Below are 14,325 nucleotides of genomic sequence, written 5' to 3'. Positions count from 1 at the left end.
TTATGAGTTCAAATACCTCCGCCGTCAAAGCGCCCATCAATTGGCCCGCTTTGATCGTTCTCACTTTGACCCCGTTGGCTGCGCTGATTTTAATTCCTTGGTACGCGTGGTCGCATGATTTCAGCATGGCGGCTTGGATTTCTTTTGTCGTCATTTTGGCGCTCAATGGCTTGAGCATAACAGCGGGCTATCATCGCCTGTGGTCGCATCGCGCGTACGAGGCCAGTTGGCCGGTGCGTTTCGTTCTGATGATTTTTGGCACGATGGCCACGCAAAACTCGATCCTGAATTGGTGCTCCGGACACCGCAACCATCACCGCCATGTCGATGATTTGGATTTAGACCCGTATTCAGCCAAACGCGGCTTTTGGTTCTCACACATCGGCTGGATGCTGCGCGACTATCCAAGCGGTCAATTGGATTATAAAAATGCACCCGATCTGCTCAAAGACAAAATGGTGATGTTCCAACATAAGTATTATGTGCCACTCGCGTTGGCCATCAACTTTGGCATTCCCATCGGACTTGGCTATTTGGTTGGCGACGTAGCGGGCGTGGTATTGTTGGCCGGTTTATTGCGTTTGGTCGTGAGCCACCATTTCACCTTTTTCATCAACTCATGGGCGCACGTCAGCGGCAAACAACCCTACACCGATACCAACACCGCGCGCGACAATCCGATTTTGGCTTTATTTACTTGGGGCGAGGGTTACCACAACTTCCACCACATCTTTCAATACGACTACCGCAATGGCGTCAAATGGTGGCAATATGACCCGACCAAATGGCTGATTTACGGTCTCTCGCGCGTGGGTTTGACCCGCAATTTACGTCGAATCCCGCGCTTTACCATCGTCAAAGCCGAAGTGGAAATGAAGTTCAAACGTGCCGAACAGTCTTTGGAAGTTTATGGTTTGGAATTCAAACAAGACATCAAAACCCTGAAAGACAAAATCAGCCACGAATACGAGCTGTACAAACAAACAGCCAACGCTTGGACGCAGCTCAAAGAGCGGGAATTTAACGCTAAAAAAGAGCAAGTCAGCCAAAGTTTCAAAACGGCGGACAAAAAACTCCGAGCCGAATACAAGCAAATCGAGCAAAAAATGACCGCGCACTCGGAACGCATGCAGGCTTTGCTGAAAAACCTCAACAAACAATTGGCGGCGGCGAAGGCTTAATAATCCCGTTCAGATACGAAACCGGATCAAAGACACAGAAAATTGTTGATTGTTATAAAAATGGGGTGGGTACATTCAGTGCCCACCCCATTTATTTGTTCGTATCTCCCCAACACCAGCATATGCGCACGACCCAATCAATCGAATCGACGAGCGCTCAGTGGATGTCATGCTTCCGCAGCCATGCCTATTCAAATGACAGCAATGCGTCTAAACAACTGCTTCCTGCTCATTGCGCAACGCACGAAAGCAAGCAGGCAGTTGATGGACAATCATACTCAATTGTTGCCACAGAATCACATGCTGCCGATCGGCGGTATCACTCGCGGGACGCATGGCGGCCAACTCGGCACTCAAACCACTGTAAATCGCGTCAAACGCACTCGGCTGCAACGTGGCGATCGCATCCAATGCATCGGCCACGCGGTAAGCCAGTCGATAAAACGGCTCGGTAACGACAGTATTGTCGTGCTCCGATTGAGGCTGTAAATGCTGCCGATACGCGCCCAACGCGGAAATATAACCAATCAAATTATAGTTGAGCCGCAGCAGCTTAAATCCATTTGGCAGGTGATCGGCGTATTTTTCCGGCTCCCTGCTCATATTGGACAAGGTATTGCTCAGCGCCACCGCGCGCTCATGCGCTTGGCGCCGCACGCTGCGATAGTCCACATCATCCATGCCACCGTGTTGCAATTGATCCAAAATCACCCGGAGATAGTTACCGTTATAGGTAATCGCGCGACGAGCGGTGTGATCCAAGGTGAGATAACGCCAATCCGGCCACAGATACGATACCGCCACCCACGCAATCGCCGAGCCGATGAGTGTATCCACAATGCGCAAGGGCATGGCGGCATACATATCCAAACCCGCCAGTGAAAAACTGGTCATCGCCTGAATGGTAATGAAGAATGTTGAGAAGCGATAATCATTGTTGCGAAAGAAGAAAAACAGCGTCGTGGCCGCAACCACAATCCACAATTTGGTCTCGATGGATGGCGTGAAATACGGAATCAGCGCGCTGACCAGCACCCCCAAAATAGTACCGATGATGCGTTGATTGACGCGGCTTTTGGTGCTGGAATAATTGGGCTGGCACACAAATAGCGCGGTCAGCAAAATCCAATAGCCGAGTTTCAAATCCAGCAGCTCGACCATCATACAGGCAACAAACACCACGATGGCCAAACGCACCGCGTGGCGAAACACCACCGACTCGAACGTCATTTGGCTGCGCATCGTGCGCCACGCGTGCTTCAAACCGCTTTGCTCCAATGCCGCAATTCGGCTCGCATCCGAATCCGTCTCCAAATCCGTCGCATCCTGAGTATTCAGATGAGCAAGCTGATAATCAATGCTGCTCAAATTATCCAACAGGCGTTGCAGCGCATACACATCCATACCACCGTGCGTGTCTGCGTAGTGATTGAGCGACTGCCTGCTGCCCTCAATGGCGCGGGTCAAACGGCTGCTATACGCATACGGCTCATTGCTGCGCAAACTCTCGGCAATATCACGGCACGCCTGTGCTTGTAGCTCCAATAGCCGCTGGATGCGAAAAATCAAATCGGTATTTTTGAGCTTTTCCGCCAATGCACGATATTCAAAGTGCGCCGAACTGATGCGCTCATGAATATCCTGCGCCGTGAAATAAAAACGCAACATCCGCACCGTGCGCGGATGGCGGTTTTGCCCACGCATGCGATAAAACAGCGCACTGCGACACTCATTAAACGCCGCAATCACCCGCGCATTTTTCATCGCCAATTCAACTTGCCGACTGTCGAGCAAATCCGCATCATCCGGGTCAAAAAACGCCGATTTGGCATCAAAATACGCCCCCAATGCCGCATAGGCACGTCCAACCGTTTGCTGCACCGTCCGATGCGGAAAAATCATGTGGAACAGCAGCGTCACGCCACCATACAGCGACGTACCGAGCAAAATCATCAAGGGATTCACCAGCCACATGCCATCCGGCTTATGCGTCAATGTGGTATACGTCGCCACCGCCAGAGTACCAAATGCAATCGTACGGTAACGCAAACCAATCGCGCCGAGCCAAGTAAAGCCAAACGTGATCGCGGTCATCCACAGCACAAACCACATGCCTTTGCCCAACATGATTTGCGAGCCGACGGAGGCAAAGGCAAAGGCGCACAGGGTAAACAGCATGTTTTTCAGCCGCCCTGTCAGGCGATGATCCAAATCCACCAAACCGCCTGCAATAATCCCCAACACCAGCGGCATCGACAAAGATGGCGCGTCAACATACCACACAAACACCGCAGCGATCAGCACACTGATGAAGACGGGAATCGTATTGATAATTTTCGGATGGAACGAGCTTATTTTCATGGTATTGCGATAGAGGAATGGAGATGCGCCGTTTTTGTCTCATGACACAAACATGCGCGAGTGCTATTGTAACGCAGAGCGCAAACAGCACGCCGACGACACAGCCAGCATTTGCCCCAAAAGGGTGCGCAACAGCCATTAATTGGCGGTTTGATTGCCATCTGGATGATTTCAAGAAGGAGTGTTAAACGATTCGTATGCACGCTGGAATCATGCTCCAATGTTCAACCCATTCGTGCGATGACGCGATTGTATCGCCAATCGCGCTTGACTAACGGTACTACGACCGCATCACTTGAATCGTCGCCACACCAATACCGCCAAAACCAAGCTGGTAATGAGATAGAGCACTTGCGACACGCCGTGCAACTGCATAAATGCACCGGCGTTGCTGAGCATATTGGCTTTGAGCGCCTGCATTTTAGGGGTAATGACGGCGTATTGAATGATGACGATGAACAGAGCAATCAGCGTCAGCCACAGATTTTTGTTGTGCAATAGTTTTTGTGCATGGCGCACGCGGTAGTCGATCAGCACAAGTAGCGCACAGATGAGGCTGATGAGGTAGGTCGCTTGGAGCAATTCGCCGGTGATCAACCCCGCTTCAATTTTCGGCCATTTGGCGAACATCAGCGGCGCAAAGACATAGCCGGTAATCCATGTGGTGACCGCCCAGATCATCAAGGCCAAAAAAGACAACCGCGCCAGCCAAGCGTGCCAACGCGGTTTTTGTGCGGTTTCAGTCATTGTCTCTGGGCGCATGACCGATCGATCCGATTAAATATACAGCACTTCGATGACTTCGTACTCGCGCACGCCCGAAGGAGCCTGCACTTGCGCGACATCACCCGCGTATTTGCCGATCAGCGCGCGTGCAATCGGCGAGCTGATGGAGATTTTGGATTCTTTGATGTCCGCCTCGTCGTCACCAACGATTTGGTAGCGAACTTCTTGGTTGTTTTCCAAGTCTTCCAGCACCACGGTTGCGCCAAACACGACACGACCTTCGGCATCCAACGTGGTGGGATCGATGACTTGTGCATTGGCCAATTTGGCTTCGAGTTCAATAATGCGACCTTCTACAAAGCCTTGCTTTTCCTTAGCAGCGTCATACTCGGCATTTTCCGACAAGTCGCCTTGCGCGCGCGCCTCGGAAATCGCGGTGATGACGGCGGGACGCTCAACGTGTTTGAGGTGTTGTAATTCGTCACGCAAGAGTTGTTCGCCAATTTTGGTAATCGGGGTTTTCATACTTCCTCTCCAACAGCAAAGGGGTTTCGAATGCGTTTTTCGCGCATCCGAGTTATTTTGAGTGTAAAAAAATCACCGCAGTCCTCGCACGGTTGTGCACTGCGGTGGCGCGGGTCATGATCGACCTTAATGAGCGTTATTGTACACACAACACGCGCCATTGTGGCGAGAATTGTGGCGCTGTGTTGATGGTGTGCATGCTTATGCACCTGTCCTTATGCGCTGGGTTGGCTCACTCATTTTGGCTCGCTCTGATGCTCGTCCAAGGTATTACCGCAACTGGAGCAGAATTTAAAAAAGGTGCTGCATCGCGTGCCGCAGCGTGCGCAGGCTTTGAAAACACACAAGCCACAATGCACGCAGTAGTCCGCCGGCACGCCCGATGCGCCGGTATTGAGCGGACGTTCGCAGCTCGGACAGACGTTTTTGGCCAGATGACCGAGCGCTTGTTCGTAGTTGAATTCTTTGCGCCGTTCTTCCTGCGAGCTTTGGCTCATTTTCAGCTCTTCTTCCTGTTTACGCCGCAGGTATTTTTGCATGTTCATAATGCCGTAGTAGCCGCCGACCATCGTCAACACAATACCGACGATGTAGCGCACATAGCCGCCGTAGCTGGGTAAGTACGGCACCAACTCGATGAAAAACACGATCAGCGCGAAGAAGATAAAGCCCCAAACAAACGGCCAGTAGCGGCTTTGACGCTTTTTGGCGAACAGCCATGCGCCGAGCGCCAACGCAGGCAAGGCAATCAATAAACGCCACAAGAAGACTTTTAAATCATAGGCATTGCGTGCGCTTTCATAGTTTTTATACGCCTGATCGCGCAATTCTTGTTCGCGCGTCGTGTCTACCGTGCGCTCGTTGTCCAAAACGGCCTGATTGAGTTGCTCGACCGACTTTTGTGCCGCGCTGACCCGCGCTTGCAATTGATCCAAAGCGCGCGTACGCTCAAGGACTTGTGCATCTTGCGCGGTGTTTCCAGTCGCGGTGCGCGTCTGAATCCAGTTGTCGAATTTATTTTTTTCTTCGTCGTAGCGCTTTTGTTCGGTTTCCAGCGTCAAATACGCTTGCTCCAACTCACGCCGTACCTGTTTATTTTTTTGCTCAACCGCTTCTCGCTGCGTCTGGATATTTTTTAACTCGACCGGCTCATACTGCGCCAACTCCGGCTCATTGCCCACCTTGGGCAAATCACCAATTATTTTGCCACCCAATCCGGTCAAAAATGCGGCGAACAGCACGGCGATACACCACATCACCACGGTAAAAATTTGCTCGGGTAAGCGTTTGTTTTTATTCATTTTAAACATGGCGTCCTCGCATGACAGACTACAAAAATGGATACACCCACATCATAACTGAGTTTATCCGCAGTTGGCGTTTTTGCGGCCTTTTTCATAGGATATGAGCCAATCCGATTGATGCATCCATGCCCGAGCCAAAGGCAAAACCAAGCGGATGAATGTCACGATTGTTACTTTTATGATGAAATTATGTTCAATAGTAAAATTATTTTGTTCAAATATGAAATTTGTGTTACCCTGTCATTGCACTCAGTCAGTGCATGAGTGCATGTGACAAGCCTCCATAAAACGATAGCTAACAAAGCAATAAAAAGGTGAACATATGTTTAATTTCTTAAAACCCGCTCCGTACAAGCCGGAGCTTCCTCCCGATCAAATCGATCCCACATATAAGCGGCTTCGCTGGCAAGTATTCATGGGGATTTTCTTCGGTTACGCCGCGTATTACTTGGTGCGCAGTAACTTTGACCTCGCACAAAAAGGCTTGATTGAAGCGGGTATGTATAACAAGGCGCAGCTCGGTATCATCGGTACCGGTGCTGGTTTAGCCTATGGTTTGTCCAAATTTCTGATGGCTGCGTGGTCGGATCGCTCCAATCCGAAAAAATTCATGCCGCTGGGTCTGCTGTTATCCGGTCTGTGTATGACCTTGATGGGCTTGATGCCGTGGGCAACCTCCAGCATCGCGATCATGTTTATCATGATTTTCCTGAACGGTTGGTTCCAAGGTATGGGTTGGCCACCGGCAGGTCGCACTATGGTGCACTGGTGGTCGAAAAAAGAACGCGGCGGTATCGTTTCCGTATGGAATACCGCTCATAATTTGGGCGGCACAATGCCCGGTCTGTTGGTGGTGCTCGCTACGGTGATCTTTGCTACGAATCATCCCGACATTGCCAAAGTCACCGCCAAACATGTGTGGCAACAGGCCTTGTACTACCCGGGTATTTTGGCGATGGTTTTGTCTGTACCGTTGTATTTCGCACTCAAGGACACACCGCAGTCTTGTGGTTTGCCGCCGATTGAAAAATACAAAAACGACTATCCAGAGGATTACGACGAAAAAACCTATGAGAACAATATCAGCGCCAAAGATATTTTCTTCAAATACGTGTTTAATAACCGTCTGCTGTGGTACATCGCCATTGCCAACGTATTCGTCTACCTGATTCGCTACGGTATTTTGAAATGGTCGCCAGTGTATTTGGGTGAAGTGAAACACTTTGACATCAAATCAACTGCGTGGGCGTATTCGGTATACGAATTGGCCGCTATCCCGGGCACACTGCTGTGCGGCTGGATGTCGGACAAAGTGTTCAAAGGCAAACGCGGTCTGACCGGCTTCGTGTTCATGGTTTTGACCACCATCGCGGTGATCGCATTCTGGATGAACCCGGCCACGCCGGAAGCAGAATTGGCACACTACGCGACCCTGCCTTGGTACGATAACCCATACAAACTGTTTGACTTCATCATGATGACCACAATTGGTTTCCTGATTTATGGTCCGGTGATGTTGATTGGTCTGCACGCCTTGGAATTGGCACCGAAAAAAGCGGCCGGTACGTCCGCAGGTTTCACCGGTTTGTTCGGTTACCTCGGTGGTACGGTTTCCGCCAGCGCGGTGGTTGGCTGGGCGGCTGAACACTACGGTTGGGACGGCGGTTTCTACGTCATGATCGTCGGCGGTATCTTGGCCTGTGTCCTGATGTTGGTCACGATGGTTGAAGAAGGCAAACACAAAGCCCGTATCGCAGAAGAAGATCGTTTGGTTAAATAATTACTAAATCAATCACACAAGCAAACCTGAAAGGAGCGCACATGCGCTCCTTTCGGCTTTTTGCTGCTCAACACCGAAACGCAACGCACACGCCAGCGACTTTTTCCTTTATCATCCGCCCATCACACCAACTTTTTCAAACGAGTCGTCATGCCTGCTGCCACTAAAAACAATGCCCGCACCACGCCCACAGCGAAAGTGGACGATCCGCGCACCATGCGCGCATGGGCGTTCTACGACTGGGCGAACTCGTCCTACGCGCTGGTGATCAATACCGCGCTGTTTCCGCTGTATTTTCAAAGTGTGATGAGCGACGCGCCGCAGGTATTGAACCTATTCGGCTACGAAATCAGCGCCAATGCAGCTTATAGCTATTCACTCAGCCTGTCTTTTTTGATCTTGGTACTGCTCTCACCCGTGCTCTCGTCCATCGCGGGCAGTCGCGGCAACAAACTCTCCTTCCTCAAATTTTTCTGCACCTTAGGCGCGCTCTCGTGCATGGGCTTGTTTTTCTTCAAAAGCGCCGATCAAGTGCTCTGGGCGCTGCTGTTCAATATCACCGCAAGCATTGGTTTTTACGGCTCGCTGGTGTTTTACAACGCCTATCTGCCTGAAATCGCCAGCCCCGCCCAACAGGATATGCTCTCCGCACGCGGCTTTTCGCTTGGCTATGTCGGCTCATTATTGATCCTGATTATTTCTTTGGTCTTGATTCAGGTCGTCGCCGATGAATCCAACCGCGGCTTTTACACGCGGCTGTGCTTTTTCCTCACTGGTTGTTGGTGGCTGGGTTTTGCGCAGTACAGCTTTGCGCGTTTGCCGAAAAATCGTGCCATCACTCGCCATGAGCAGAGAGAGCGTGCATTGGCGCGGCAATCCTATTTTGACCTATTTACCGACAGCTTTGAGGAGCTGCAACATACCGTGCGCGATTTGGTGAAAAGCAAGCAAATCAAGTGGTTCCTGACCTCGTTTTTCTTTTACAGCGTCGGCATGCAAACGATTTTTCTGATCGCCACCTTCATCGGTACCGAATTAAACCTGTCGCAATCGAAAATGATCATCACGATCATGCTGCTCCAGGTAGTTGCCATCATCGGCGCAACGCTATTTTCGTGGCTGAGCAAACGCATTGGCAATATTTGGGTACTGATGAGCGGCGTCAGCATCTGGATCATCGTATGCCTGCTGATTTACACACTCTCCGCCCAAGAGTCCGACGGGCAAAATCGCTTTTTCGGCATCGCCGGACTGGTCGGATTGGTCATGGGCGGTTTGCAGTCGATGTCGCGCTCAACCTACAGCAAACTGCTGCCGACCTCGCACGACTCTGCGACGTTTTTCAGCTTTTACGACATACTGGAAAAAATCGCCATCATCGTCGGCACGGGCGTGCATGGCTATCTCATCAACAAAACCGGTACGACACATGCCTCCTCGCTCGCATTGGCTGCCTTTTTCGTGGTGGGGTTAATCTGTTTGAGCCGCTTAAAAGTACATGAACGGCGCGCCTTGAGCAAACCGCGTTAAAGTAATACCAATTTTTGCGAATGCACGGCTCAAGGCAAATTCCTTTATAATGCCAAGCCCTTGAATTTTTTAAAGAAAGTCCACCATGCCCTCCATTGCCAAACCCATTCATAAATATCGCCCGTATTGGGCGAAGCGGTTTGGCGTCGCGCCATTTTTACCGACCACGCGCGCGGAAATGGACGCACTTGGCTGGGACTCGTGCGACATCATTCTGATCACGGGCGATGCCTACATCGACCATCCGAGTTTCGGTATGGCGCTGGTCGGGCGCCTGCTGGAAGCGCAAGGCTTTCGCGTCGGCATCATCAGCCAGCCAGACTGGCACAGCAAACACGATTTTCAAAAACTCGGCGCACCGAATCTGTTTTTCGGCGTCACCGCTGGCAATATGGACTCGATGGTCAACCGCTACACCTCGGATCGCAAACCGCGCTCGGACGACGCATACACGCCGAATGCCGAGCCGAACAAACGCCCCGACCGCGCCGTGAGCGTGTATGCGCAGCGTTGCCGCGAAGCCTATCCGGGCGTTGGCGTGATGATCGGCAGCATCGAGGCCAGCCTGCGCCGCATCGCGCATTTTGACTACTGGTCGAACAAAGTGCGTCCGTCGGTACTGATTAGCTCCAAAGCCGATATTCTATTGTTTGGCAATGCCGAACGCGCCCTCGTTGAAATCGCGCACCGCGTCGCACGCGGTGAAAAATTGAGCGAAATCCGTGACGTGCGCGGCACCGCATTTATTGCTCCGCTCGGCTGGAAACCTTCCGAGGAATGGGCCGAAATCGACTCATCCACCGTGGATACGCCGAAAAATTCGGATGCACAATTCACCACCACCGACCCGTATTTGGACACCACGCAGCCCACTACTGAGGGCGAAAACTGCGCGAAAAACGACACGCCAAAAGAGCAACCGATCAAGCTGCTGAGCAAAGCCGAGCTGCGGTTGGAGCGCATGGCCAAACGCGACCACGAGCGCCTGCACAGCGTGATCCGCATTCCCGCATACGAAGCCGTGGCGCACGATCCCGTGCTCTACGCGCACGCCTCACGCGTGTTGCACCTCGAATCCAACCCGGGCAACGCCCGCGCACTGGTGCAGCAGCATGGCGAACGAGACGTCTGGCTCAACGTTCAACCCATCCCGCTCACCACCGAGGAAATGGACTTTGTGTACGGACTGCCCTACGCGCGCAATCCGCACCCGTCGTACGGCGACGCGAAAATCCCCGCGTGGGAAATGATCAAATACTCGGTCAACATCATGCGTGGCTGTTTCGGCGGCTGCACCTTCTGCTCCATCACCGAGCACGAAGGCCGCATCATCCAAAGCCGCTCGCACGAATCTATCCTGCACGAGATCGAAGAAATCCGCGACAAAACCGATGGTTTCACCGGCCAGATTTCCGACCTCGGCGGCCCGACCGCCAATATGTACCGCCTCGGCTGCAAAGACGAAGTGACCGAAGCGAGCTGTCGCAAACTCTCCTGCGTCTACCCCGACATTTGCAAAAACCTGAACACCAACCACGACAGCCTGATTGAACTGTACCGCAAAGCGCGCGCAATCAAAGGCGTGAAGAAAATCAATATCCAATCGGGCTTGCGCTACGACCTCGCGGTCGAGTCGCCCGAATACGTGCGCGAACTGGTCAAACACCACGTCGGCGGCTACCTCAAAATCGCACCGGAGCACACCGAATCCGGGCCATTGTCCAAAATGATGAAGCCCGAATTGCGCGCCTACAACCGATTCAAACAAATGTTCGAGCAAGCCTCCAAAGAAGCGGGCAAAGAACAATACCTCATCCCCTACTTCATCGCCGCCCATCCCGGCACCAGCGACGAAGACATGATGAACCTCGCGCTGTGGCTCAAGAAAAACAACTTCCGCCTCGACCAAGTGCAGACCTTCCTGCCCACACCGATGGCCATGGCCACCACCATGTGGCACACACAGCGCAACCCGCTGGAAAAAATCTCACGCTCCGGTGAAAAAGTCGACATCGTCAAAGAAGAAAAACGCCGTCGCCTGCACAAAGCATTCCTGCGCTACCACGACCCGAACAACTGGCCGATGATCCGCGACGCCCTGCACGCCATGGGACGCAGCGACCTGATCGGCTACTCCAAAGCCCACCTCATCCCGCCACGCCAACCAGCGAATATGACGCAAGCGACGCAAAACATGGGCAAACCAAACGCACGCACAGCACATCACCCGAGCAAGCGATTCCAAGATGCAGCACCAACAGCATCACGCACGCATCTGGCCGCCAAACCCAAAGCACGGAAAAAGCCGTTGAACAAACTCGCGCAATTTAAGTAAATAAACCACACTTTTCACAGGGTAATTCGTATTTATCTCGCTGGTCTGTTATAATGAAACCTCTATCAAAAAGGAGTTTTTTATGAAAAAAACAATATATGCAGCAACTGAAAAATACAGTAAATCCAGCATTATGATGCACTGGCTTGTGGTTCTCTTGATGATAGGGACGTACGCATTTATCGAGCTACGCGTTCTATTTCCCAAAGGCGAGCCCATGCGTGATATTTTCAAAGACATTCACTACTGGCTCGGACTGCTGGTGTTGATTTTAATCTTCCCACGTATTTGGAGCATTTTCAAAACGCCTGCTCCCGAAGTGGTTCCGGCACCGTCAATGGTGGATAAAATCATGGCGCACAGCATGCATGCGTTTTTATACATTTTCATGATCGTGATGCCGATTTTGGGCTGGATACTGTTGAGCGCCGAAGGCAAACCAATCCCATTCTTTGGGCTGAATTTACCGGCTTTGGTCGCACCAGACAAAGAGTTTTCCAAAACCATCAAAGAAATTCATGAAATCATCGGCACTATCGGTTACTACGCCATCGGTCTACATACCCTCGCCGCGTTGTATCACCACTTTGTCAAACGCAACAATATGATCAAACGCATGTTGCCATAACACGGCACATCAAAAAAGGCAGTGAAAACTGCCTTTTTTATTTTTATCACTTCCTGACGACGGCATTCGGATGCGCCGCATTCCACTCCCGCTGCATCTGTTTCGCCGTCTGCGTGCGGCCATCGTGACTCCAACCAGGCGGTGCGAACACATAACACAGCCGCTGCCACATCGTTAAATTAGGCAGGCGCACATCGTGCCAAATATTCTTCAGCTCATAGGTAAACAGCGCCCACGGAGAACGGCTCTGAGGCGCAGACACCGTGCCATAGCGAATCGGTTCGGGATCGCGCCCTTCCACTTCAAACGTGCCAAACAGCTTATCCCACGTGATGAACAGCATCCCCATATTTTTGTCCAAATACGGCGTATTGCTCGCATGATGCACGCGGTGATGCGATGGCGTGACCAAAATCTTCTCGATCCAACCCAATTGACCGATCGCCTGCGTGTGTACCAGATTACCGTAAATCTGCGTCACCGCATAGACAAACATAATGTGCAGCGGGTGAAAACCCAGCCATGCCAACGGCATGAAATACACATAGCGGTATAAAGGCTGCAACACCGACGAGCGAAAACCCGTGGTCAAGTTATACTCATTGGAATTATGGTGCGTGCTGTGCATCGCCCAAAACAGGCGCGAACTGTGATCCACCGTATGCTGCGTCCAATACGCCAAATCCTGCAAAATCACCAGCAATAACCAATACCACACACCTTGTGCCGACCAATCCACCGCACGATGCACAAAACACCAGCCCAGCACTGCGAACGATACCCCTTTAAACAGCATATCCAAACCGAGGTTCGACAAGGCAAACGTCGCACTGGTCAAGCTGTCCTTGAGCGCATACAAACGCAAACCGCGCAGATTCGAGTACGCCAACTCCAGCACAATCACCAACACAAACAACGGCACACTATACGTATAAATAATCTCTTGATTCAACCAATTCGGCATACCACACCACACATCAAAATCATCAACCCTATCGGTTATTCGCCGCCAATTTCGCCGCAAAACCGATCAATGCCACACCCGCCAAACGCTTCGCCCACACCTGCGCCGATGCAATACCCCTCAAACGCAGCGCCACCCAGTTGCCCAACAGCACCAAGCCCAACTGATACAACAGGCTAATCACCGTCACATGCAGCATCATCACCACCAACGTCCACGGACTGGCCGACGGCGTTAAAAACAACGGGAAAAACGCCACAAAAAACAACATCACCTTCGGATTGGTCAAACTCACCAGTGCCGCACGACGCGCATACTGCCACAACGACCTCACCAATGCCGTATCCGCAGACGCCACGCTGCGCCCCGAGCGCAACAAACCCCATGCCATCCACAGCAGATACGCCACACCAAACCACTGCAAAGCCGTGAACACCGTCGGATTCGCCTGCATCACCGCCGCCAAACCCAGCGCCGCACCAATCATCCACACCGCGTCACCGACCAAGGTACCGATGACCGCCGATGTACCCGCGCCCATACCGCGCCGCGCCGTCGCATCCAAAATCGCCAGCGTCCCCGCGCCCGGAATCAACTGAAACAACACAATCGCCGAGACAAACGACGCATAATGCTCAATTCCAAAGGTAATACCCCCTAAAAAAGCCAGCACCTAAAAGTAGAACCCTTTAAACTAACCCAAAGGAGTTTTACATGAAAGTATCCAAATTCAGCGACAGCCAAATCGCCAGCATTCTAAAACAAGCCGAGTCAGGCGTACCCGTACCCGCACTGTGTCGTGAGCATGGCATCAGCAGTGCCACCTTCTACAAATGGCGCAGCAAATACGCAGGCATGGACGCAAACCTCATGAGCCGCCTCAAAGCCTTAGAAGCCGAGAACACGCGCCTGAAAAAACTCTATGCCGAATCCCAGCTGCACACCGACATCCTCAAGGAGTGCCTTGCAAAAAAGTAAGCGCGTCATCTCG

General features: G+C 51.9%; 12 protein-coding genes. 6 read left to right on the top strand and 6 right to left on the bottom strand.

What is annotated here, in order from left to right; genetic code table 11:
• Window positions 1-2: 2 nt before the first annotated feature.
• Window positions 3-1,181, top strand: coding sequence for an acyl-CoA desaturase (locus tag ACZ41M_RS12055; RefSeq protein WP_464730940.1), 1,179 nt, complete (start codon window positions 3-5; stop codon window positions 1,179-1,181).
• Between the two features lie 210 nt (window positions 1,182-1,391).
• Here ACZ41M_RS12055 and yccS read toward each other — a convergent pair whose 3' ends face one another.
• The 4 genes from yccS to ACZ41M_RS12035 form a co-directional block, all read right to left on the bottom strand.
• Window positions 1,392-3,542 carry a YccS family putative transporter gene (gene yccS / locus ACZ41M_RS12050; RefSeq protein ID WP_464730941.1) on the bottom strand — a complete coding sequence of 717 codons (2,151 nt, stop codon included), beginning with the start codon at window positions 3,540-3,542 and terminating at the stop codon, window positions 1,392-1,394.
• Window positions 3,543-3,833: 291 nt separating this feature from the next.
• Complete coding sequence (locus ACZ41M_RS12045; protein WP_464730942.1) at window positions 3,834-4,304, bottom strand: DUF4149 domain-containing protein; 471 nt, start codon at window positions 4,302-4,304, stop codon at window positions 3,834-3,836.
• A 15-nt stretch (window positions 4,305-4,319) separates the two neighbouring features.
• The gene (gene greA, locus ACZ41M_RS12040) at window positions 4,320-4,793 is read right to left on the bottom strand and encodes a transcription elongation factor GreA (RefSeq protein WP_464730943.1); all 474 of its coding nucleotides are present in this window, start codon (window positions 4,791-4,793) and stop codon (window positions 4,320-4,322) included.
• Between the two features lie 236 nt (window positions 4,794-5,029).
• Window positions 5,030-6,103, bottom strand: coding sequence for a serine endopeptidase (locus ACZ41M_RS12035; RefSeq protein WP_464730944.1), 1,074 nt, complete (start codon window positions 6,101-6,103; stop codon window positions 5,030-5,032).
• A gap of 316 nt (window positions 6,104-6,419) precedes the next feature.
• On the opposite strand from ACZ41M_RS12035, the gene glpT reads away from it, so the two are divergent.
• The 4 genes from glpT (at window position 6,420) to ACZ41M_RS12015 (ending at window position 12,370) form a co-directional block, all read left to right on the top strand.
• The gene (gene glpT / locus ACZ41M_RS12030; RefSeq protein WP_464730945.1) at window positions 6,420-7,877 is read left to right on the top strand and encodes a glycerol-3-phosphate transporter; all 1,458 of its coding nucleotides are present in this window, start codon (window positions 6,420-6,422) and stop codon (window positions 7,875-7,877) included.
• A 150-nt stretch (window positions 7,878-8,027) separates the two neighbouring features.
• Complete coding sequence (locus ACZ41M_RS12025; RefSeq protein WP_464730946.1) at window positions 8,028-9,407, top strand: MFS transporter; 1,380 nt, start codon at window positions 8,028-8,030, stop codon at window positions 9,405-9,407.
• Window positions 9,408-9,492: 85 nt separating this feature from the next.
• Window positions 9,493-11,742: a YgiQ family radical SAM protein gene (locus tag ACZ41M_RS12020; RefSeq protein ID WP_464730947.1), complete on the top strand. Its 2,250-nt coding sequence runs from the start codon at window positions 9,493-9,495 to the stop codon at window positions 11,740-11,742.
• Window positions 11,743-11,824: 82 nt separating this feature from the next.
• A complete protein-coding gene (locus tag ACZ41M_RS12015; protein ID WP_464730948.1) occupies window positions 11,825-12,370 on the top strand; it encodes a cytochrome b in 546 nt (181 codons plus the stop codon).
• Window positions 12,371-12,416: 46 nt separating this feature from the next.
• Here ACZ41M_RS12015 and ACZ41M_RS12010 read toward each other — a convergent pair whose 3' ends face one another.
• Entirely contained in the window at window positions 12,417-13,334 is a 918-nt protein-coding gene (locus tag ACZ41M_RS12010) for a sterol desaturase family protein (protein WP_464730949.1), read from the bottom strand.
• Window positions 13,335-13,362: 28 nt separating this feature from the next.
• Entirely contained in the window at window positions 13,363-14,007 is a 645-nt protein-coding gene (locus ACZ41M_RS12005; RefSeq protein ID WP_464730950.1) for a LysE family translocator, read from the bottom strand.
• A 41-nt stretch (window positions 14,008-14,048) separates the two neighbouring features.
• Here ACZ41M_RS12005 and tnpA point away from each other — a divergent pair, with 41 nt between their 5' ends.
• Entirely contained in the window at window positions 14,049-14,312 is a 264-nt protein-coding gene (gene tnpA / locus ACZ41M_RS12000; protein ID WP_464730951.1) for an IS66 family insertion sequence element accessory protein TnpA, read from the top strand.
• Window positions 14,313-14,325: the final 13 nt, after the last annotated feature.

The sequence above is a fragment of the Puribacter membranae genome, from assembly GCF_055380425.1.
This window is presented reverse-complemented; position numbering and strand designations above follow the sequence as displayed.